Genomic DNA, 22,796 nt, shown 5'->3' with positions numbered 1-22,796 from the left:
CGGTCAGATGACCGCTGTTTCCTGCGCTCCGGTGGCGTTGGTGAAGATCACCTCGACTGCATCGGCGATCCCGCCGCCCATCGCGCCGACTGAGGCCGCCGCGGTGCCGTCGACGCTCAGAAGGCCCGTGGAATTGTCATAGCCCACATGATCCGCGAGTGTTTCCCCGGGCAACAGGGCGACCAGGTCGCTCAGGTCGATCTGATCACCGTCGGCGCCTGCGGGCAGGGTGGGCGATTCGAAATCGAGAATCGTGTCGGCATCGGCCAGATCGGTGATCCGGAACACGTCTTGGCCCAACCCGCCGGTCAGCGTATCCGCGCCCGCGCCGCCTGTCAGGACATCGTCGCTGTCGCCACCCAGCACGATGTCATCGCCATCGCCGAGGTCCACCGAAAAGCCCGAAGCCGCGCCTGACAGGTCGACATAATCGTCGCCGCCCAGCATGTCGAAGGCCTCGATATCGACATAGGGGGTGGTCGCGTCGAGGATCACCGCGTCGTTGCCACCGGTTGCCTTTGCGGTATCGGTCCCACCCGGCGCTCCGGTGACGTCATCCATGCGGTCGCGGGTCTGGCCATCGGGATTCGTCACGCTGCCCGACGCTTCCATCTGCAGCGTATTGATATCGAGATTGGCCGTGGCCTGGCTGACCGCCGGGCCGATGCCGCTGTCGACGATCTCGTAGCTCAGGATCGGCGTGCCGACATAGGCATCGGGCACCTCCACTTCGACTCGGTCGGCCAGGATGGTCAGGGCGACATCCGGGTCGTTGGAAGTGATGTTCTGTACGGTCAGGGGCTGATCGGGATCGCTGGCGTTGACCAGAAGATCATCGAACAGGATCGTGAACTGCGGCTCGGTCGAGCGGATATCGACCGGCCCCGACACATCCGGTTGCGCGTTGACCGAGATGGTGAAGGTTTCGGCGGGCGACAGGCCGTGGTTCGTGGCGACCGTGATCGTTCCGGTCAACTCGTCTGCGAAACTGCCCGGAAGGGTGATCGACAGGGCCGCCACAAGGAGCGCGAACTCTGCTGCGCTCTGCGTGCCGCGCGTCAGGGTCAGGCGGTCGCCCGAGAGCGTGCCAGCCGACGCCGTCGTCCCGCTCGGGGGGAGCTGATCGAACTGGACCACGACTTCATCGAGTGTTTCGGAGGGGGACGCCTGGGTGTCGGTGACCTGCGCATCGATGCCGAACTCCACCACGATCGGCGTGCCGGTCTGGGGCACGGCATCGGGCTGCACATCGACGTTGACGTTCAGATCCAGCTCGCCCGAAAGGGCAATGGTGAAATTCCCCGTCTCGTTGCCGCCCTCGTTGGTCGTGACATCGATCGTTCCGTCAAGCGGCGTGCCGTTGGTGGCGAAATCGGTCGGGAACGTGACGGTCAGGGCCTGGAAATCGGCCAGCGTGCCGGTGAAGTCGAGCATGCCGGAGACCGGGACCGATGCGCCGGCGCCGACTTGATAGGTGGTGCCATCAGGGACGCCGTTGATCACGTATCGCACGGAATCCACGGTTTCGGACCCGTCCACATCGGTCACCTGGATGTCGAAATCGCCGGACGGGAGATAGTCCACAGGTGCGTCGGTCTCGTCAAGCTCCACATCTGCATCGATCACGTCGAGCACGAGGTCGGGCGCCGGGGTGATCTGCAGCACAACATCCGAGGGCGTCGAGCGCGCGGTATCGGTGAAGATGCCATCGGCATCCGTCGTGATGGCAGTGACGGTCAATGTCACATCGCCACCGAAATCCGGCGGCGGCAGGAAGGAAACCGTCGATGGTGGCTGGAACGTGTTGCCGGTCGATGGGTTCACCGCGCCCACCCCTCCTGGGATGGTCACCACGCCTCCGACCGGCGTTTGCACCACGCCGTCGATCAACAGGCTGCCGCCTGCAGGCACGACCACCTCGAAGTCGATCGTTTCGTGCCGGTCCGGGGTCGTGCCGACAAGCTCGAGTATGAATTCGGTCGGGTCGTCCTCGACCCCCGTGGTCGGGATCGCTTCCGCCGAAAGGATCGGCATGTCGGCGTCGGGGCGAACCTTCAGGATGAAGTCGGTGCTGAAGTCGGCCCCGTCCGAATTGGACAATTCCAGCGTGTTGACGGCGAGTGTCAGCCGAATTTCGGACGGCAAAGATGGATCGAGCGAATCCGGCAGGCGCGCGTGTTCATCGTTCAGAACCAGCGAGATCTGCGGAAAGACGCTGCTGGAAATCGTGAAGGAGCCGTCGCCATTGTCGATCAGGCCGGGTCCCGACGGGCCTGACACGGTCAGGAAGTCGGGAACCCCGGACAGAACGATCGTGACGGTTTCCGAGCCGTCCTGGTCGGGGCTGTCGGCGTCGATGACCGTGCCGAGGGTGAAGGGAATGTCCTCGATCGCAGTGATAACCGGCACCGGGCCTGTCAGGTCCACAAACGGCTGGCCGGTGTCTGGGTCGAGCACTGTGGTGTCGAAGTCGATGAACGGGGTATCGGCCACAGCGATCACATTCAGCGTCTGCGTGATCGAGGAGGTCTTCTTGGATCCGTCGATATCCTCGCTAGTCGCCGTCACCGTAACGTCGAGTGGGCCGCTGTAGTGTTCAGCCGGTATCAGGCGCAGCAAGGACAGCTGGGATTCTGGCACCGAGAATTCGATCTGGCCATTGCCGTTATCCATCCCGGTCAGCGTATTTCCCGAGGCGTCGAGCAGTTGTCCGAAGGACGCCGTGTCGAAAGTGACCAGAACATCGCCATCCAGTTGCTCGCCGCCATCCACCCCGTCGACGCGGATGCGCAGCGCGAATTCGGTATCCTCGAAAAAGCTGTCGGTGCTTCCGATCAGACCCAAGAGTGGTCCGTCCACGACCGGGTTGATCGTGATCGAGAAATCACCCGAGGCCTGTTTGACCGTGCCGCAGGTGATGTTGTTGAGGATCGCGTTGTAGGTCAGCGAATCCAGGCTGTCATAGGGATCGTCCGGCCCGAAGGTATCGTTCGGATCGAAGGGGTTGACGGGGCTGGATTGATGCGGCGGCGGCGTGAACAGCAATTGCTCGGCGGTCTGCGTCGGGTCGTTCGGATCCGTGCCGAGTGCGGCGAGGTCGATCACCCAGGTCGAGGTGACCGGGTCGAACAGCACCGCGCCGGGCACAGTCGACGTTATCGAAGCTCCGGGCGGCAGTTCGATCGCCAGACCGAAGTCACCCACCACGCCGTTGGGCAGGCTGCTGAGGTCGTCGATGCTGTCATAGGGCGGCGACGGAACCAGCTTCACGGTCAGCGCGATCTGCGTGTCCTCGTCGCCGCTGCCGATCAGTTCCAGCACCGGGATGGGCAGGTCCTGATCGGGTGTGCAATTGTCGGGTCCGGGGCCGCCGTCTGGCAGGACCACGATCGTGAAATCCCGGCTGACGACCGACCCGCCGGGCAGCGCGTCGATTTCCTGCAGGCGGTCCTCGGCGGTGGCGCCGGTCAGGCCGCTCAGGTCCGCGTCGTCCTCGACGACGATCGCGTTGAACACCATGTCGTAGTAGGTGACATCGGACACGCCGTTGGGCACGAATTGCAGGCTGTCGAGCTGACTGGCCTCGACCAGGTAGGATTCGCCGCTCGCATCGACCGGGTTCGCGCCGAGGAACGTGACGGACGGATCGACGCCGGTGATGAGAAAGTAGAGCGTTTCGGAGCCGTCTAATTGCCCTGCGAACATCATCTCGGACATTGTGCCCGAGAGGGGGTCGGCAGCGGCGAACATCTGCGCCGAATCGATCACCCCGCTGCGCAGGAAATCGTCGGCCACCCGCATGTCGAGTTCGAAGGGCGACGTGTCCGTGCCGGCATAGCCATAGACCCGGTCGGCATTCGGCGTGCCGTCCTGGACGTCGCCGGGGCGGTAGATCGCGTTGATATCCGCATCCGAAATCGTGCTGGAAGGATCGCTGTCAGGGTCGGCGATCTGCACGGTGACCAACGGTTCGTCAGCGATACCGGTCAGCGAAACGGTCAGCGTTCCAGTGCCGACCTTCGTTTCGCTGGGCTGTATGGTTTCGAAATAGACGACCCTGATATCGAGCTGGATGTCGTCGTTGCTGTCCTGTCCCGGCAGAATCCAGAGGTTCTCCGCAACCGCCGGCAACAGCCGCAGCGTGCCGCTCGCATTGGGCACCACTTCGTTCAGATATTGCCCGGGGTTGGCCGTATCCGGTTCGGGTTGGCCATCAAAAAAGCGCGGCACCCGCCCAAAGGCGTCCGGGCCGATGCCGGTGATGGTGACAAAATCCAGAATTGCCTCGGGCGATCCCGGCGAATTCCCCGTGTTGTCGATGATGTTGCCGTCCAGTGTCAGTTGAACCGCGACATCCTCGTCCGTCACCCCGATTTCCGTGGGTGTGCCCCCGTCTGCGACGGGTTCGATCCTGAGCGTTTCCGGCAGGGTCGTGACCCGCGTGTTGCCGCCATCGGATTCTGTCGTGACGACCTCGATCACGATCTGAGTGTCGCCCGCGAAATGCGTCGGGATGCCCCGTGCCTCTGCAGTCTGCCATTGCCCCAGTTCGAGGCTCCAGGTGTTGAAGCCGGGAGGACTGTCGACTTCAGTCAGAAGCGCCGGAATCTTGGGGCCGCTGGGATCGTTCGGATCTTCGGCATAGATCGCGATCACGCTCGGCACATTGCTCAGAATGACGGCGGTGATCGTCTCGCTGCCGTCGACATCCTCGATCGTCGGGCTGAATGGTATTTGCCAAACACCGCCGGCATCGTCGATGACCTGCTCGTTGCCGACGGGTACCGAGAGGATCTCTGCGATGTTGTTGACCGGATCCACATCCACGTCGAACGTCGCATCGGCCGTCTCGGTGGCGGTCTGCGCCGTATTGTCATCGCGCACCGATACCTCGATCTTGAGGTCCTCGCCGAAGAAGTCACCGGCCGATGTGAAGGGATCGCCCGCTGCGCGGTCGATGTCGTAATCCTCGTAGAGGCTGGGGGTGAGTTGAAGCGCAGCAGCGAAATCGGTGACGCCGGGCGTGAAGGTCAGAGTGACCTCGCCCGTGGCGTCGTCATAGGTCGCGCTCGCCAGTTTGGCCCATTCCGAAGCATCAAGCGGTGCGCTGCCATCCTGCGAAAAGAATGCTGCCTGCTGGATATCTCCGCCGGCCACGTTGGCCGATATCCAGGCGGACGGCACGTTCGAGATCACCAGGGTTTCAAGCGCTTCCGAGCCGTCGACGTCCGGGGTGGTCGCCTGCAGCCCGACAAAGCTCTGAACCTGGCCTGGACCCGAGCCGTCCGCGGTACTTTCCAGAAGGGTCAGGATGTCGCTCGCCGCGATGCTGCCGTTCCTGATCGTTGCGGAAACTTCCGTGAGGCTGCCGCTCGCGACCTCGTCCGCCGCCAGCACGAAGACCGACGCGGCGAGTTCCGCCTCGGCCCGGGGCGCGATGGTCTGCGTGATCTGGAAATCCTGCGTGGCGAAATTGTCGCTGGTGTCGTTCTCGACGTCGCCGGTGCGTGTCTCGTTCCAGGTGATGGTGCCGTCGATCTCTACCACACCGCTGAAGCGATCGGGCACCTGGAATTCCAACGCCTCGATCGCCTGCGAAAATTGATCTGAAGAGGCGCCCCCCGCCGGTTCGATACGATAGCGCGCCGTATCGCTGGTCGATCCGGTGTCGGTGATGGTCACGAAACCAGCCAGCGACGGGTCGCTGACCTGCAGAATGAACTGGGCCGGATCGGATGCGTCAAACGCTGTGCTCGCCGTCGCGATGTCGAGCGTCAGGTCCAGCCCGGTGATCGTCTCCGATCCATCCGTATCGGTCAGACCGATATCTGTGATGCCCAGTCCGATCAGCTGCGCACCGTTCCAGCTTTCATCGGTCGTACCGTCCGCGACGACCAGTTGCAGCGGATCGACGATGGCGTCGACGTTGACATCGATTCCATAGACATCTGTCGCGATATCGGAGGCCAGTCCGGTTGCCGTGTCCAGCGCCGTGACCGTGGCCAAAAGGTCGTTCCCGACGATCGTTTCCACGTCGCGGTCGTCGTCGGGCAGCGGCACAACGCGCAGCGCAGCGTCGAACACCTGCACTCCATCATTCAACGTGATCGTCAGTCGCGTACCGCTGAGCGTCGCGCTCTGGACAAGTCCGGCGCCGCTTTCGAACAGTGACAGATCGACGGTTCCGCCTGACGTCGGCACCCAGCCCGCCGGCAGGTTGTCGATCACGATTTCGGTCAAGTCTTCCGAACCGTCTCGGTCCGGTGTCTGTGCCGAGATCTGCAGCAGGAACGAGCCGTCCTCGTCCACGATGAACTGGTCGGGAGCCGTGCCGTCGACGCCCGCTTCGCCTGTGTCAACCGAGAGCGCGATGGTTGGTTCGGCCACGGGCGTGACGTTCAGCTGCATCCGTTCGGTTGCCCCGGCGGTTGCGCCTTCGTCCGTGACGATCTTGACCGCGATGTCGATGACGCCCGAAAAATGCTGCGGAAAGCTCTGCACGCCGAGCGCACGCAAACTCGCGTCGTCGCCGGTCCATGTCGCCGATGGGCCGGTCAGGATCGTGCCGTCCGTCAGAGTCGTATCGCCCGCAGGCAGTCCATCGAATGTGACGTTGATACCCGTAATCGATTCCGATCCATCGATATCCGTTACCACCGCATCCAGTCCCAGCGGAATGACCTGGCCCAGGTCTTCGATCACGGTGATGTCCGCGGTCGTGATCTCGATATCTTGTTCCGAGACGACCGACACCGTGAAGGGCACCGTCTCGATCCCGTCCGTGGCGTCCTGATCGACCTCCCCGGAAAGGATCGCTTCGTCGGTGACGAAACGCACGGTGCCCACGATGTCGGCAACGGTCGCGTAATCGTCCGGCAGGCGGAAAACGAGCTGAGCGTATTGTGCCGCACTCAAGCCCGTCAGGGTCGCGGTCGCACCTTGAACCGCAACGAAGCTCTGACCGCCATCCAGCGAGTATTGCGTGCCCGTTGGCAGACCCGAGACCGTCACATCGACCTCTGCGACCGCTTCGGAGCCATCGGCGTCCGTGGCGGCACCCTGCACCGCATCGATCGGGCGAAACTCCAGCGGAGCCTGTGCGGTCTGGTCGCCATCCGGATCGTTCGGGGCGTCGTTCTCGGTCAGCTCGATCCGTCCCGACCCGCTTGTGGAAAGGTCGCCCTCTGCTGCGACGTCGACGATACGGGTTGCGGTTGCGGTTCCGTCTGTGGGGGTGTCGGTTGTGGCGGCGCGGTCCTCGTCGCTCTGGATGTCGAGCCGCAGGGTGAGGGGGAGGCTGGTCGCGCCGTCCGACAGGTCGTTGCGGTTGGTGGTGGAGAAGTCCGCCGGCAGGGCGAGGCGGATGGCGTCGTAGGCCGCCGCCACGTCGCCGACGCCGGCGGCGGTCAGCTCGATCACCAGCCGCGCCGCGCCGGTGGCGGGGTCGGTCTCGAACCGCGTGCTCGCCCCGGCGGGCAGCACCAGCGCGAGGCTCGCCGCGGTCGAGCCCGCCGGCAGCCCGTCGATGGTCAGCCGCAGCGACTCCAGCCGCTCGGACCCATCGGCATCCGTCACCTCAGGCACCAGCAGCGCCGACGGCACCAACCCCGTCGCCGCATCCGTCTCGTCCGCAACATCGTCCACCAGAGACCCATCAATCCAGGCATCCCCCTCGGCCTCGATCGTCAGCTGCACCGGCAGTTGCTGCCCGGCCGCGTCCTCGGTCGAGGTGGCGCGCAGCGTGCCGTCGATCGCGCCCAGCCCGTCATTGCGGCTCTCGGTCGAGAAATCCGCCGGGAACTGCAGTTGCAGCGCCTGGTATTGCGCCAGCGTGCCGGTGAAGGTGAAAGCACCGCCCGCCGCGGCATCGTAGGCGATGGTCGCCGGCGGCGCGCCGAGGAACACCATCCCGGCGGGCAGGTTCGTCAGAGACAGGGTCACGCTGTCGATGGTCTCGGGCGGCTGGTTCGCGTCGCCGTCGCTGACCGCGACCTGCCAGCTGGCGGCGGGGGTGACGGTGAGCGCGGCGTCGGTCTCCACCAGCGTGATCGGGGCCACGTCGAGATCGATGTCACCGGTACCGGTGATCTCGATCACCTGCCGTGTCGAGGTCTGCCCCTCGGGGCTGAGGGCGACGATCTCGGCCTCGATCAGGCCCGAATAGTCACCCGGCAGGCGCAGCGCCAAGTCACGCGCCTGGGCCATGCTGCCGCTCCAGCGGCCGGTCGCCGCGTCGTAGCTGCCGGTCGAGAAACCGGTGCCGTCGGGCACGCCGGTGAAGTCGATCCGGACGACGGTCGTGTCCTCGGAGCCGTCGATATCTGTGGCGCGCACGTCGATCGCCATGTCGACGGTGACGCCCGATCCGTCGCCGCCGTCGCCATCCTCGGGCAGGGTGATCCGCGCCGGGGCGGCGAGCTCCACGTCGAGCTCGAAGGCCACGGTGATGGTCTGCTCGGCGAAGGCGAAGCCGCCCTCGTCGGTGATCGCCGAGATCGGCAGCACCAGGTCGGTCTGCGGGTTCTCGGTCGAGAAGTCGGTCGGCAGCGAGATCACGAGCTGGTCGTACTCGGCCAGGGTGCCGACGAAGTTCGGCACCTCCGAGAGCGGGCGGAAGCTCTGCCCGCCATCGCGCGAGATCAGCGTCCCCTGTGGCAGGGACGCGAAGGCCACCGCGACCCGCACCACCTGTTCGGAGCCGTCGATATCGGTCGCGCGCGGTTGGAAATGGTCGGCGAGACGGAACTGGACCGGCGCGTCGGTCTCCTGCAGCGCCAGCCCGTTGCCGGTGATCTCGGCATCGCCCTCGGCGAAGATCACCAGCGGCACCTGGCCCGTGGCCTGGCCCTGGTCGGTGGTCACGTCGAGCTGGGCCCGCAACTGGACGGACGGATTGGTGCTGGAGTAATCCTGCGGGAAGACCAGCCGGACATCGGAGAGCGCGAAGCCGCTGCTCGCCGCGTCGTAATCCAGCGCGAAGGTGAAGGTGCCGTCGCCGGCATCCACGAGGCTTCCGACCGGGGTGCCCTGCGCATCCAGCGCCTGGGTTCCGGGCGGCAGGCCGGGCAGGCGCACGTCCACCCCCAGCAGCGTCTCGGACGGATCGGTCACGACCAGGTCGACGAAATCCGAGAGCAGGACCTCGACCGGGGCGTCGGTCTCGCGCGCCACGACCGCGCCGCTGACATCCACGTCGGGCTCGGGCGTCACGCGCAGGCCCTGCACGAACTGCCTCTCGCCCTCGGGCGTGCGCACCGTCACCAGGTTCAGGATGGTGCCGGAATAATCGCCCGGCAGGGTCACCGCCAGCGCCTCCGCCTCGGCCACGGTGCCGGTCCAGACCCCGCCATTGGCCTGCATGGACAGGCTGCCGACGTTCACACTCGCACCCGCGGGCAGGCCGGCGAGGATCACCTCGACCGTCGCGGCGAAACGCGGGTCGGACGGGTCGGCGGTCTCCGAGCCGTCCTGGTCGGTGATCGCGATCTGCAGCCCGAGATCGGCGATGACGCCGACGCTGCTGTTCGCCTGGCCGCCATCCTCCGCGACGACTACCAGCCGCGGACCGCCAAGCGTGATGTCGGGGCTGAAGTCGACATCGACGATACGGGTTGCGGTTGCGGTTCCGTCTGTGGGGGTGTCGGTTGTGGCGGCGCGGTCCTCGTCGCTCTGGATGTCGAGCCGCAGGGTGAGGGGGAGGCTGGTCGCGCCGTCCGACAGGTCGTTGCGGTTGGTGGTGGAGAAGTCCGCCGGCAGGGCGAGGCGGATGGCGTCGTAGGCCGCCGCCACGTCGCCGACGCCGGCGGCGGTCAGCTCGATCACCAGCCGCGCCGCGCCGGTGGCGGGGTCGGTCTCGAACCGCGTGCTCGCCCCGGCGGGCAGTATCAGCGCGAGGCTCGCCGCGGTCGAGCCCGCCGGCAGCCCGTCGATGGTCAGCCGCAGCGACTCCAGCCGCTCGGACCCATCGGCATCCGTCACCTCAGGCACCAGCAGCGCCGACGGCACCAACCCCGTCGCCGCATCCGTCTCGTCCGCAACATCGTCCACCAGAGACCCATCAATCCAGGCATCCCCCTCGGCCAGCACCACAAGGCGGAACGTATCGTTCGCCTCGTAGCCCTCGATCGTGCGCGCGAGCACTGACACCGAGAGCGGACCTTCAGGCAGGTCGGATCGGCTCTGGGTCGAGAAATCCGTGGGCAGGGTCAGCGTCAGCGACTGGAAGTCCGCGTAGCTGCCCGAGAAGACCAGAGCCTGGCTGCCGTCCGCCGCCGCGATCAGTTGTCCGTCGCTGGCGATGGCACCGGCGGGCAGGCCGGTGACCGTGATCTCGACCGTTTCGACGAAACGGCCGGCATCGAGCAGCCCGTCCGTGATCAGCACGCGATCTGCGAACCGGACCGTGACCTCGCCATCGGTTTCGAGATAGAGCAGCGGAGCCGTCAATCTGACATCGATCCATCCGGGCGGGGTGCCGCCGTCGTTGCCATCGTAGAGGCGGTCGTAGGGCAGGGGTTGGATATATTCCGTCGGGGGCAGGAGCGGATTGTAGGGCAGGCCGATGAGCGGATCGCCCGGGTGCACCTGCTGTTGTTCGCCGGAGGCAAGTGGGGTGCCGGGATGTACCAGAACATGCGTCGGGACGGTGGCCACGTCCTGAAGCTCCTGCCAGGCGTCTTCGGGCGTGGCGGCATCCAGCAGACGTTGCCCGGGCACTGGCGTGCCGCCGGGCAGCATCACGATGGTACTGCCGGTCAGATCCGAAAGGACGAGCAGGGTGCCATCCGGCTGCAGCAGGACCAGGTCGCCGTCGAACAGGAACGGCCGTTCGATGCTGGTGCCCTCGGGCAGCAGGACCGAGACTAGCCCTCCGGCGTCGATTCGCGGAATCTGAAGGCCGGGCTGCGTCAGTGCCGCCTCGAGATCCTCGCGTGTTGTGGTCGCGTCGAAAGCGGGTTGCGTCGTTCCTGTGTCGTCGGCCAAGTCCTGCCCCTTTCGCCACGCTCTGCTCGTAACGGCAGAGTAAACGGATGCCGGCGCGTGCCGCAAGCTGGTATGACCGGACGCCGTGACCGTGCCGGCCATGGCGCGCGGGACTGTGTGTGGTATGCCCCGCGCCTGATCGCAGGGCCGGGCGTTCAGGCGTCGGAAGAAACCGTTTCGCGCGATCTGGACTTCCCCGACCAACGGCTCCATCCTCTGCGCCGACCCACCGGATTGCGGGGCCAAATGCGAGGCTTGACCGAATGACCCCGCCTGAGATTCACGACAGCCGATACTCGTGGTTGAGGCTTCTGGTGACGCTGGCCATCGCCACCGTCGCAAACGTCGGAATGTGGGCGGTTATCGTCATCATGCCGGCGGTCGAGACCGAGTTCGGCGCTGGCCGTGCCGAGGCGTCTTTGCCCTACACGATGACGATGGTCGGCTTCGCACTCGGCAACCTTCTGATCGGTCGCGTCGTGGACCGTTTCGGTGTCACGCTGGCACTGAATGGGGCCGCAGTCGGTATCGCGACCGGGTATCTGCTGTCGACCTTCGCGCCGTCGATGACGATGCTGTCGCTGGCGCATCTGCTGCTGGGGCTGGGAACGGCCGTGGGGTTCGGCCCGCTGATCGCAGATATCTCGCACTGGTTCCTCAGGCGGCGCGGGATCGCCGTGGCGCTGGTGGCGAGCGGCAATTACCTGTCGGGCGCGATCTGGCCGACGCTTCTGGCGGATATGCTCGCCGAGAGCGGCTGGCGGCAGGTCTACCTTGCGCTGGCGGTGATCACGCTGGCGGTTCTGATCCCTCTGTCGGCCCTTTTGCGCCGCCGGGTCCCGCTGAGCGCGCACGGCGCGGCCGAGGCGGCCTCTGCCCTGCGGGCGCGACGGTCGGGGTTTTCGCCGCGCGCGCTGCAGTACATCCTGGGTCTTGCCGGAATCGCCTGCTGCATCGCGATGTCGATGCCGCAGGTGCATATCGTCGCCTATTGCGTCGGGCTGGGCTATGGTCCCGCCGTCGGGGCCGAGATGCTGTCTCTGATGCTGCTGGGCGGTGTCGTCAGCCGCATCATCTCGGGTTTGCTGGCCGATCGGTTGGGCGGTGTCGCGACGCTGCTGATCGGTTCTGTCCTTCAATGCGCGGCGCTGTTTCTCTACCTGCCCTATGATGGGCTGGTATCGCTTTATATCGTCAGTGCGATCTTCGGCCTGTCGCAGGGCGGGATCGTGCCGAGCTACGCGGTCGTCGTGCGCGAATACATGCCGGCCAAGGAGGCCGGGGCGCGGGTGGGCTTCGTGCTGATGATGACCATTCTGGGAATGGCGATCGGCGGCTGGATGTCGGGCTGGATCTATGACCTGAGCGGCAGCTACCGGATGGCCTTCCTGAACGGGATCGCCTGGAACGGACTGAACATCGCGATCATGCTGATGCTGCTGCTGCGCACACGTCCCCGGATGCCACGCGCAGTGGCGACCTGAGCCGGACGGTCCTGCCGTGAAGGTCTGACCGGGGATCAGCCGATGTGACGCTTGCCCCGTTGCCGGGCCAGTTCGATCTGGCGCTGGCGTTCGCGGAAGCGGGCCTTGTCGGCCTCGGTCGTCTCGTCAAAACACTGGTGGCAGGCCACGCCATGCTCGTATTCGGGGCGGGCGCGATCCTCGGGCAGGATCGGACGGCGGCAGCCGTGACACAGATCATGCGGACCCTGCTTCAACCCGTGCCCGACGCTCACCCGGTTGTCGAAGACGAAACAGGAGCCTGTCCAGCGGCTGTCCTCCTCGGGCACGTCCTCAAGGTATTTCAGGATGCCGCCCTTGAGGTGATACACCTCCTCGACCCCTTGTCCGATCAGGTAATTGGTCGATTTTTCGCAGCGGATGCCGCCGGTGCAGAACATCGCGATCCGCTTGTTGTGGAACCTGTCCCTGTTCGCCTCCCACCAGGCGGGAAACTCGCCGAAGGAGGCGGTCTCGGGGTCGACGGCGCCTTCGAAGCTGCCGATGGCGACCTCGTAGTCGTTGCGGGTGTCGATGACCGCAACGTCGGGACTGTCGATCAGGTCATTCCAGTCGGCAGGCTCGACATAGTGCCCGACCCGGGCGATCGGGTCGACGTCGGGTTGCCCCATGGTCACGATCTCTTTCTTCAGGCGCACCTTGAGCTTGCCGAAAGGCGCTTCGTCAGAGGTCGCTTCCTTCCACTCGAGATCGGCGCAGCCGGGGAGGGAACGGATATGGGCGAGCACAGCGTCGATCCCGGCCCGCGGGCCGGCGATCGTTCCGTTGATGCCCTCCGGCGCCAACAGCAGCGTACCCTTGACCGATCCTGCGTCACACATCGCCCGGAGTGGACCTCTGAGCGCGGCCGGATCGGCGAAGCGGGTAAAGTGATAGAGCGCTGCGATCGTGTACATGCGCGCCGATCTAGCCTTGGCATGGCGCCCTTGCAAGAGCCCGGATTGACGCGCCACATGGGCTTGGCCTAGGGATGTGCCACCGGAGGGAGAGCACCATGACCAACGCCCTGATCGTCATCGACGTGCAGAACGATTTTTGCCCGGGCGGCGCGCTGGCGGTCCCCGAAGGTGACGCGGTCGTGCCTGTCATCAACGCCATGATGGATCGCTTCGATGCGGTGATCCTGACACAGGATTGGCATGTCGCAGGCCACAGTTCCTTTGCGAGCAGCCACGCGGGGCGCGCGCCCTACGAGGTGATCGACATGCCCTATGGAGCGCAGGTGCTCTGGCCCGATCATTGCGTGCAGGGCAGCACGGGCGCCGCGTTCCATTCCGATCTTCGGGTCGACGGAGACCTGATCCTTCGCAAGGGCTTCCGGCGCGAGATCGACAGTTATTCGGCCTTCTTCGAGAACGATCGGAGCACACCCACCGGGCTTGATGGCTACCTGCGCACGCGCGGGATCACGCGCCTGACGTTGGTCGGGCTCGCCACGGATTTCTGCGTGCAGTATTCCGCGCTCGACGCGGCGCGCCTTGGCTTTGACGTGACCGTCGATCTGGCAGCCTGCCGGGGAATCGATCTGGACGGATCGCTCGACGCGGCTCTCTCGGCGATGAAAGCGGCGGGTATCACGCTGTGAGCGCATAGCTGGACATGGGCGGCGGCCCTTGATCTAACGGGGGAAACCGGAGGGCCTGACTTTGGACATCGCGACCCGTGTCTATAACCACAAATGGAAGATAGATCCAATTGTCCGGTCCTTGATCGACACGGATTTCTACAAGTTGCTGATGTGCCAGTCGGTGTTCCGTAACAAGCCGGACACCCAGGTCACGTTTTCGCTGATCAACCGATCGACGCATATCCCGCTGGCCGACCTGATCGACGAAGCCGAACTGCGCGAACAGCTGGATCACATCCGGTCGCTCGGACTCAGCCGTGGTGAAAGTACCTGGCTGCGCGGCAACACCTTCTATGGCAAGCGCCAGATGTTCCGCCCCGACTTCATGGAGTGGTTCGAGGCGTTGCGCCTGCCGCCCTATCACCTGGAACGGCGCGGCGATCAGTATGAACTGACCTTCGAAGGCAGCTGGCCCGAGGTGATGCTCTGGGAAATTCCGGCGCTCGCGGTCCTGATGGAACTGCGCGGCCGGGCGGTGCTGAACCGGATGGGACGCTTCGAACTTCAAGTGCTTTACGCGCGCGCGATGACACGCGTCTGGGAAAAGATCGAACGGCTGCGCGAATTGCCGACCCTCGGCATCGCCGATTTCGGTACCCGGCGGCGGCATTCCTTCATGTGGCAGGACTGGTGCGTGCAGGCGATGCGCGAGGGGCTGGGCAAGAACTTCACCGGGACCTCGAATTGCCTGATCGCCATGCGCCGCGAGGTCGAGGCGATCGGCACCAACGCGCATGAACTGCCGATGGTCTATGCCGCACTGGCCGAAAGCGATGCCGAGCTGGCCCAGGCGCCCTATGACGTGTTGTCGGACTGGCATGACGAGCACGAAGGCAACCTGCACATCATCCTGCCCGACACCTACGGCACCCAGGGCTTCCTGGACAACGCGCCGGACTGGCTCACCAGTTGGACGGGTATCCGGATCGACAGCGGCGACCCGGTCAAGGGAGCGGAAACGGCCATCGCGTGGTGGCGTGCGCGCGGCGAGGATCCGCGCAGCAAGCGGATCATCTTTTCCGACGGGCTCGACGTGGACAAGATCATCGAATTGCATCGCCGCTTTGACGGCCGGGTGAACGTCTCGTTCGGTTGGGGCACGCTGCTGACCAATGATTTCCGCGGACTCGTGCCGAATGACGCGTTGGCGCCGTTCTCTCTGGTCTGCAAGGCGGTCGCTGCGAACGGGCGGCCAACGGTCAAGCTGTCGGACAATCCCGAAAAGGCTATGGGTCCGCCCGAGGAGATCGAGCGCTACAAGCGTGTCTTCGGGGTCGGCGAGCAGGAGCGTCTGGCCGTGGTGGTCTGATCAGCGGCCCTTCATCCGGCGCTCGCGCCAGATCACCAGGAGCCCGCCCGCGACGATCAGCAGAACGCCGGGAAAGAGGTCACCGAACGGCGCCTCACCGAAGAAGAGCCAACCAAGGACAAACGCCATCGGGATGCCGAAATAGCTGAACGGCGCGAGGTTGCTCTGCTCGGTCATGCGATAGGAAATGACCAGGCACAGAACGGCTGATCCACCGAACCCACCCATCGCGACGATCCAGACGAGGTCCTGCCAGGACTGGATGGGCGAGAACCCCCCGGTCGCCAGCGCCAGAGCGACGGATCCAATCAGCGCGACCCCGACGGAGTACAGATTGACTAGTGGGCTTGGCACGTCGCTGTCAAACAGTCGCGCCGAAACGCCCGCCAGCGCATAGAGGAACGCCGCGCCCATCGGTGCCAGCGCAACCCATTGGACCCCGTCGCCTGACGGCCCGACCACCATCAACACCCCCGCAAACCCGACCAGCACCGCCGCCCAGCGGAGCATCCCGACTCGCTCGCCGAGAATCGGCACCGCCAGCGCGGTCATGAAAAGAGCGTTGGAATAGGTGATCGAGGTCGCGGTGGCGAAAGCCAGTGCGCCGAGCGAACTGTAGAACAGGAATTGCGCCACCGCGACATAGAGCCCGCGCGAGGTCGCGAGCTTCCATTGGCGGATGCGCCATATGCTTCCGCTGTTGTGCCAGGCGGTCGAGGACCAAAGCGCGATCAGGGCCGGCAGCACGCCGAAGATGTTGCGGTAGGCTGACAGTTCCGCTGCCCCGTAGCGCGGCGACAGGTACTTGATGATCAGCCCCATGAAGTCGAACAGCAGCAACGCCAGCAACGACAACAGGATCGCCATTCCGACCCGGTCGCCCGGGCGCGCCGTCATGTTTTTCTATCCATGCAGCGCCGCGACTGTCTTGAGCGTCGAGAAACCATAAAGCGCCTCGAATCCTTTTTCGCGCCCATGTCCCGACTTGCCGACACCGCCGAAGGGCAGTTCGACACCACCGCCCGCGCCGTAATTGTTGATGAAGACCTGCCCGGTTTTCAGCGCCTTGGCCAGCCGCATCTGCCGTGCGCCGTCCCGTGTCCAGACGCTGGCCACCAGCCCGTAGGCGGTGGAATTGGCGATGCGCAGCGCTTCTGCCTCGGTGTCGAAGGGGATCAGGACCTGTACCGGGCCAAAGATCTCGTCCTGCGCCAGCGCGTGGCCTGGCGGCACGTCATCAAAGAGCGTGGGCGCGACATAGGCACCCGACGCGGGCGCGTGATCGACGATCCTCCCCCGCGCTGCGATGGTCAGGTCGCGCCCCTTGTCGAGGAACCCGGATACGATCTGCTTCTGGCGGGCCGAGATCAGCGGCCCGACCCTCGGGTCGTCCATCGCCGGCCCGACGGTAAGCGCCTCATAGGCCGCAGCCATGCGGTCGCGCACCGCGTCATAGACGCCCCTCTGTACCAGGATCCGCGAGGAAGCCGAACAGGTTTGGCCGGCATTCTGGATACCGGCGTTCACGAGGAATGGCAGCGCCGCGTCGATATCGGCGTCCTCGAAGACCAGTTGCGGCGACTTGCCGCCCAGTTCCAGAGTTACCGGCACCACGTTCGCCGCCGCCGCAGCCTGCACCAGTGCCCCGGTCGCGACCGATCCGGTGAAGCTGACATGCTGCACGCCAGGATGTCCGGCCAGCGCGGCCCCTGCTTCGGATCCGAGGCCGGGTACGACGTTCAGCGCGCCGGCTGGAAGCCCTGCCTCCACTGCGATGCGGGCAAAGGCCAGGGCGGTCAGGCAGGCCTCTTCCGCCGGTTTCAGGACGCAGGCATTGCCCATTGCCAGTGCCGCCCCGACCGACCGACCGATGATTTGCATCGGGTAGTTCCAAGGCACGATATGCCCTGTCACCCCATGCGGTTCGCGCAGTGTGTAGACGGTGTAACCGTCCAGATAGGGGATGGTCTGCCCGTGCACCTTGTCCGCCGCGCCGCCGTAGAACTCCATGTAGCGTGCCAGGGCCACCGCGTCCGCGCGGGCCTGTGTCAGCGGCTTGCCAACGTCGTGCGCCTCGATCCGGGCAAGGTCCTCGACTCGCGTCAGCACGAGCTGTCCGATCCTGGTCAGGATGCGGCCGCGTTCGAAGGCTGGCATCCGGCCCCACTCGCTATCGAGCGCCGCTTGCGCTGCCGAAACGGCGGCGTCGATATCCGCTGGACCGCCCCGCGCGATACGGCACAGTTCGCTGCCATCCGAAGGATTGATCAGCGGCAGGTCGTCCCCACCAGTGGCAGGGCGCCAGGTTCCGCCGATCAGGCAAAGGGCGGGGTCGAACCAGAGAGCGTCTGCCATTGGGTCTCCTTCGGGAAGAATTGCGGGACCGTTTCGCGTGAATGTGACTGACGCAAGGACGCGCTGCAAGATGCGCGTGCTCGCGGGCGGGACGGCACATCACGCCGCGCCCCGTGCGGGAAGAACCGGTGCCGCCGCGATCAGGGCACGGGTATAGGGATGTTGCGGATCGCTGAAAACGGCTTCGGTCGCGCCCTGTTCGACGATCCGGCCCGCCTGCATCACAAGAACACGGTCCGTCACGCTGCGCACCACGCTCAGATCGTGGCTGATGAAGAGATAGGTCAGGTCGTATTCGGCACAGAGCCGTGCCAGGAGGTCGAGGATCTGGGCCCGCACCGACACGTCGAGCGCGCTCACTGCCTCGTCGAACAGGATCAGCTCGGGACGGATGATCAGGGCGCGGGCGATGGCGATGCGCTGGCGTTGCCCCCCCGAAAACTCGTGGATGTACTTGCCGCGGTCCTCGGGCTGCAGTCCGACCGCGGTCAGAGCTTCGGCGATCGCCTCGTCGCGGGCCGTGCCGGTCGGGGGCGTGCTCAGCAGGTGGAACGGTTCGGTGATGAGCCGGTCGACCCGGTGACGCGGGTTGAACGAGCCGAACGGGTCCTGAAACACCACCTGCATCTTGCGCCGCACGGCGAGGTCGGGGCGATGCCCGGCGAAGACCGGCGCGCCGTCCAGCAGGATCTGACCTCGCTGCACCGGTTCGAGACCCAGGATCGCGCGGGTGAGGGTCGACTTGCCGCATCCGCTCTCGCCGACCAGCCCCAGCCGTTCGCCCCGGTTCAGTTCAAAGCTCACATCATCCACCGCAGTGAATGACCCGGGCGGGGCGAAGGGCCGCGTGCGGGGCAGACGATAGGCACGGGTCACCCCCTGTACCTGCAACAGCGGCGTTGGCGAGGGCGGCGCGGGCAGGTCGACCACGTGGCCTGAGGCGTCAAACAGCATCCGGGTGTAGGGATGCGTCATGCCGGACAGCAGAGCAGCGGTTTCTCCCTGTTCCACCACCTCGCCCTTGCGCATGACCACGATCCGGTCGGCCATGCCGGCCACCACGGCGAGGTCATGGGTGATCATCAGCAGGCCCATGCCGTCCTCGCGCACCAGGCGCTTGAGCAGGTCGAGGATCTGCGCCTGCGTCGTCACGTCGAGCGCCGTCGTCGGTTCGTCCGCGATCAACAGTTTCGGGCGCAGCGCGATGGCCATGGCGATCACGACGCGCTGGCGCTGCCCGCCCGACAGTTCGTGCGGATAGCGGCTCAGCGGGAAGCGCTCGGCCGGGAGGCCGACGCGGTCCAGCACCTCGCGGGCGCGTTCGCGGGCCTTCGCAGGCGACATCGCGCCATGCACAAGGATTGTCTCGGCCACCTGGTCACCAATCGTGCGCACCGGATTCAGCGCCGTCATCGGCTCCTGAAACACCATTCCGACCGTCGCGCCCCGGATCGCGCAGAGCGCGGGTTCTGGCGTGGCCAGCATGTCGGTGCCGTCCAGCCACACTTCGCCTCGCGCCGTGGCGCCCTCGGGCAGCAGTTGCATGACCGCCAGCGCCGTCATCGACTTTCCCGAGCCGCTTTCGCCGGTCACGGCGACGATCTCGCCCGGGTCGACATCCAGTGATACGTCCCGCAGGATCGCCATGTTGCGGATCGACAGCGACAGGTTGCGGATGCTCAACAGGCTCATGTGCGTGACACCCTGAGCCGCGGGTCGAGATGGTCGCGCAGCCCGTCCCCCATGAGGTTCAGCCCCAGCACCGTCAGGATGATCGCCAGACCAGGGATCAGGGCCAGATGCGGCGCGAAACTGACCATGGTCTGCGCATCGGCGAGCATCCGCCCCCAGCTGGGCGTCGGAGGCTGCGCGCCGAGTCCGACATAGGACAGCCCCGCTTCGGCCAGGATACCGAGGCTGAACTGGATGGTCCCCTGCACGATCAGCAGGTTCGTCACGTTGGGCAGGATATGTTCCAGCGATATCCGCGTGCTGGACTTGCCCGCAACACGAGCCGCGAGGATGAAATCGCGCTCCCACAGCGACAGGGCGGCGCTGCGGGTTATGCGGGCGAAGACCGGGATGTTGAAGATGCCGATGGCGATGATCGCGTTGATCGCACCGGCCCCGAACACGGCGGTGATCAGGATCGCGATCACCAGCGAGGGAAAGGCGAAGACCAGGTCGTTGGCGCGCATGATTACCTCGTCGAGCCAACTGCCCTTGCGCGCCGCCGCGGTCAGGCCCAACGGTACACCGATTGCCATGCCGATCCCGACCGCGATGAAGGCCACGGCGAGCGAGGTGCGCGCCCCGACCATGATCATGCTGAACATGTCGCGTCCGAAATGGTCTGTTCCGAACCAGTGCGGCGCCTGCGGAGGCTTCAGCTTGGCCGGGATGTCCATCGCGGCGTGGTCGAACGGTGTCCAGACGAAGGACAGCAACGCCGCCAGTACGAAGAGCGAAGAGAGCAATCCGCCGAGGAGCAGGTTGCGGTTCATGTCCGCGACCTCAGTCGCGGATCGACCAGCGCATAGGCCAGATCGACGATGAAATTCACGGTGATGACAGAGAACACCAGCAGCATGACCACGCTTTCGACCACGATCAGGTCGCGCGAACTGATCGATTGGAACACCAGCCGTCCGAGACCGGGCAGGTAGAACACCTGCTCGATGATGATCGAGCCGGCGAGCAGGAACGAGAACTGCAATCCGATGATCGTCAGCACCGGGATCAGCGCGTTGCGCACCCCGTGCCGCCACAGGGCCTGCCGGCGGCTCAGCCCCTTGGCGCGGGCGGTGCGCATGAAATCTTCGCCGAGGATATCCAGCAGGGAGGAGCGCATGACCCGCGCCAGGATCGCCGCTTGCGGCAAGGCCAGCGAGATCGCGGGCAGGGTCAGCGAGCGCATTCCCGCCCAAAGCCCGGCGTCCCAACCTGCGAAGCCACCGGCGCTGAACCAGTGCAGGTTGATGGCGAAGACCAGCACCAGCATCATCGCGAACCAGAAATTCGGAATGGCGACCCCAAGCTGTGTCGCGCCCATCACCGCGATGTCCCCCGGCTTGCCGCGGCGCGACGCGGCATAGATTCCGGCGGGAAAGGCGATCAGCGTCGACAGTGTCAGCGCATAGAGCGCCAGCGGCAGCGACACCCAGAGCCGCTCGCCGATCATGTCGGCCACCGGTGTGCGATAGGTATAGGAGGTGCCGAAATCCCCGGCGAGCATACCGCCGACCCAGTCGAGGTACCGCTGCCACTTGGGCACATCCAGACCCAGTTCGGCGCGCAGGGCAGCGACCGTGTCGGGCTGCGCGTTGATGCCCAACATGAAGCTCGCGGGGTCGCCCGGTGCCACCTCGATCACGAAGAAGATCACCAGCGACGCCACGGCGAGGCTGAGGAACAGCGACAGGAGGCGTTTGAGCGTATAGCGCAGCATTGCCGGCAGGTTAGGCGCGGGGACCGGTGCGGTCCAGCGCGCAAAGCGGTTTCCGGGCGCACGTCATTTGCGCGCCCGGAGGTTCCGTCATTCCGCGGCGCGGATGCTTTCGGGTCGCACGCCCTCGTTCAACCATGCTTCGAGCGGCGTCATCGGGTCCAGGCTCGCCTGCGATATGCCGCCGGGTCCGGGAAGGATACCGCAATGGTCGAGCCCCGGCACCATGAACAGGGCAACGTTTTCTTTCAGCGTGTCCTCTCCCCCGGCGACTTCGGCGGCCTTTTCATACCACTCCACTGTCTTGAATGGGGTGACGATGGCATCCGCCCAGCCGTGCCAGACGATCATCTTGCCGCCCGCCTCGCGGAAGGCCGAAATGTCCGGATCATCGCCGTTGTACATGGCGGCGGCCTGCCCCATGCGCGCGGGGTCGGTCTCGAAGTCGAAATCCGTGGGGGACCAGGACGCACCGGGGTCTTCTGGAAAGGCCATGTAGGCGCCGAAACCGGTGGTAAAGGCGTTGACCAGCCGGCCGCCGCCTTTTCCGTCGCCGGTCAGCCACAGCCACCAGAAGGGCTCGGAGCCGGCGGGAATGCCACCGGGATAGAGCTGCTCACCCGCCTTGTTGACCGGGCCCTGCCGCCACTTTGCAAGAACGCCCAGTTCGTCCGGCGTCAGGCAGCTGTCCGGGCTTTGGCCGGCCTGACATTGCAGCGCCGCCAGGTCGACCGGACAGGCGCGGGGGTCCGAGATCAGCCCGTCCTCTGCCCCGTCCAGCCCGTCGCAGGCCGCCATCACGCTGTCGCCGATCAGTTTCTCCTTGCCGGGCTTCAGGATCTGACTGCCATCCGGCGCGGTATTCGCCTGCATCATCCAGCTCGCCTTGGTTGCGACAAGGCCCGGGTAATCCATCGCCGGAGCGCCCGAGATGATGCCGTCGAACATCTCGGGATAGCGCAGGGCGGCCACATGCGCCATGCGCCCGCCGGTCGAGCAGCCCTGGAAGATCGCCTGTTCGGAGCCGCCGCCATAGAACCGTTCGATCATGACCTGTGCGACACGGTGCGTCTCGCCGATCGACCGCCAGCCCCAGTCGCGTTCCGCGTGCGGGTTGGAATCGGCCCAGCCCGCGTCGACCACGGACAGGGCGTGATGGCCGCTGTCCGATGTTGCGGTGGCATAGCCGCGCATCAGTCCGGGTTTCATCGCGTTGACCCAGCCCGCGGCCGCATCGGCCCGACCCAGAATGCCGCAGAAACCGCCGCAGCCCGCCTGGTAGTATTTGCCGTTCCAGTTCTCCATCGGCAGGCGCACCTCGATCGAGATGGCCGGCAGCGCGGTGGCGCGAATTTCGCAATAGGCCGGCAGGGTGTCGCTGGCCTCGACCACGCGGGCCGAGCTGACGAAACCGCCCGAGAGCGCCGTGTTGTGAATCGCCTCGCATTCCGCCGCGTCGCGCGCCTGGGCAGAGCCCGCAAGGATCACAACACCGGCGGCCAGAAAAAGGGTTCTCATAAGATGTCTCCTTTCGGGAAGATCACGGCCTTCGTT

The 22,796-nt window shown here is 65.6% G+C and carries 11 protein-coding genes; 3 read left to right on the top strand and 8 right to left on the bottom strand.

Features of this window, described 5'->3' with window-relative positions; all coding sequences use genetic code 11:
- Positions 1-3 precede the first annotated feature (3 nt).
- Entirely contained in the window at positions 4-10,983 is a 10,980-nt protein-coding gene (locus JF290_RS11075; RefSeq protein WP_199024949.1) for a calcium-binding protein, read from the bottom strand.
- A 263-nt stretch (positions 10,984-11,246) separates the two neighbouring features.
- Between JF290_RS11075 and JF290_RS11070 the strand changes: the two genes are divergently transcribed.
- Entirely contained in the window at positions 11,247-12,467 is a 1,221-nt protein-coding gene (locus JF290_RS11070; protein WP_199024948.1) for an MFS transporter, read from the top strand.
- Between the two features lie 35 nt (positions 12,468-12,502).
- On the opposite strand, the gene trhO is transcribed toward JF290_RS11070, so the two are convergent.
- Positions 12,503-13,402, bottom strand: a complete 900-nt coding sequence (gene trhO / locus JF290_RS11065) for an oxygen-dependent tRNA uridine(34) hydroxylase TrhO (RefSeq protein ID WP_199024947.1) — start codon at positions 13,400-13,402, stop codon at positions 12,503-12,505.
- 98 nt (positions 13,403-13,500) lie between these two features.
- Between trhO and pncA the strand changes: the two genes are divergently transcribed.
- Both pncA and pncB read left to right on the top strand, forming a co-directional pair.
- On the top strand, positions 13,501-14,091 hold the full coding sequence (gene pncA, locus JF290_RS11060; RefSeq protein WP_199024946.1) for a bifunctional nicotinamidase/pyrazinamidase: 591 nt from the start codon (positions 13,501-13,503) through the stop codon (positions 14,089-14,091).
- 61 nt (positions 14,092-14,152) lie between these two features.
- Positions 14,153-15,442 (top strand): nicotinate phosphoribosyltransferase, encoded by a 1,290-nt coding sequence (pncB, locus tag JF290_RS11055; RefSeq protein WP_199024945.1) that lies wholly within the window; start codon positions 14,153-14,155, stop codon positions 15,440-15,442.
- Here pncB and JF290_RS11050 read toward each other — a convergent pair whose 3' ends face one another.
- The 6 genes from JF290_RS11050 to JF290_RS11025 all read right to left on the bottom strand — a co-directional run bounded on the left by JF290_RS11050 (position 15,443) and on the right by JF290_RS11025 (position 22,760).
- Positions 15,443-16,339, bottom strand: coding sequence for a DMT family transporter (locus JF290_RS11050; protein WP_199024944.1), 897 nt, complete (start codon positions 16,337-16,339; stop codon positions 15,443-15,445).
- A gap of 6 nt (positions 16,340-16,345) precedes the next feature.
- Positions 16,346-17,797, bottom strand: coding sequence for an aldehyde dehydrogenase family protein (locus JF290_RS11045; protein WP_199024943.1), 1,452 nt, complete (start codon positions 17,795-17,797; stop codon positions 16,346-16,348).
- A gap of 99 nt (positions 17,798-17,896) precedes the next feature.
- Entirely contained in the window at positions 17,897-19,489 is a 1,593-nt protein-coding gene (locus JF290_RS11040; RefSeq protein WP_199024942.1) for an ABC transporter ATP-binding protein, read from the bottom strand.
- Positions 19,486-20,301, bottom strand: coding sequence for an ABC transporter permease (locus tag JF290_RS11035; protein WP_199024941.1), 816 nt, complete (start codon positions 20,299-20,301; stop codon positions 19,486-19,488). Before JF290_RS11035 ends, JF290_RS11040 begins: the two co-directional genes overlap by 4 nt.
- Positions 20,298-21,245, bottom strand: coding sequence for an ABC transporter permease (locus tag JF290_RS11030; RefSeq protein WP_199024940.1), 948 nt, complete (start codon positions 21,243-21,245; stop codon positions 20,298-20,300). Before JF290_RS11030 ends, JF290_RS11035 begins: the two co-directional genes overlap by 4 nt.
- 87 nt (positions 21,246-21,332) lie before the next feature.
- Positions 21,333-22,760 carry a tannase/feruloyl esterase family alpha/beta hydrolase gene (locus JF290_RS11025; RefSeq protein ID WP_199024939.1) on the bottom strand — a complete coding sequence of 476 codons (1,428 nt, stop codon included), beginning with the start codon at positions 22,758-22,760 and terminating at the stop codon, positions 21,333-21,335.
- Between the last annotated feature and the right edge of the window lie 36 nt (positions 22,761-22,796).

It is taken from the genome of Sedimentitalea arenosa (genome assembly GCF_016428585.1).
Classification (GTDB): Bacteria; Pseudomonadota; Alphaproteobacteria; order Rhodobacterales; family Rhodobacteraceae; genus Sedimentitalea; species Sedimentitalea arenosa.
This window is presented reverse-complemented; position numbering and strand designations above follow the sequence as displayed.

Bases quoted from the DNA above. Each gene is read 5' to 3' on its own strand.
- JF290_RS11045 (WP_199024943.1), bottom strand. From the start codon at position 17,797: ATGGCAGACGCTCTCTGGTTCGACCCCGCCCTTTGCCTGATCGGCGGA.
- JF290_RS11070 (WP_199024948.1), top strand. From the start codon at position 11,247: ATGACCCCGCCTGAGATTCACGACAGCCGATACTCGTGGTTGAGGCTT.
- JF290_RS11030 (WP_199024940.1), bottom strand. From the start codon at position 21,245: ATGCTGCGCTATACGCTCAAACGCCTCCTGTCGCTGTTCCTCAGCCTC.
- pncA (WP_199024946.1), top strand. From the start codon at position 13,501: ATGACCAACGCCCTGATCGTCATCGACGTGCAGAACGATTTTTGCCCG.
- trhO (WP_199024947.1), bottom strand. From the start codon at position 13,402: ATGTACACGATCGCAGCGCTCTATCACTTTACCCGCTTCGCCGATCCG.
- JF290_RS11035 (WP_199024941.1), bottom strand. From the start codon at position 20,301: ATGAACCGCAACCTGCTCCTCGGCGGATTGCTCTCTTCGCTCTTCGTA.
- JF290_RS11040 (WP_199024942.1), bottom strand. From the start codon at position 19,489: ATGAGCCTGTTGAGCATCCGCAACCTGTCGCTGTCGATCCGCAACATG.
- JF290_RS11025 (WP_199024939.1), bottom strand. From the start codon at position 22,760: ATGAGAACCCTTTTTCTGGCCGCCGGTGTTGTGATCCTTGCGGGCTCT.
- JF290_RS11050 (WP_199024944.1), bottom strand. From the start codon at position 16,339: ATGACGGCGCGCCCGGGCGACCGGGTCGGAATGGCGATCCTGTTGTCG.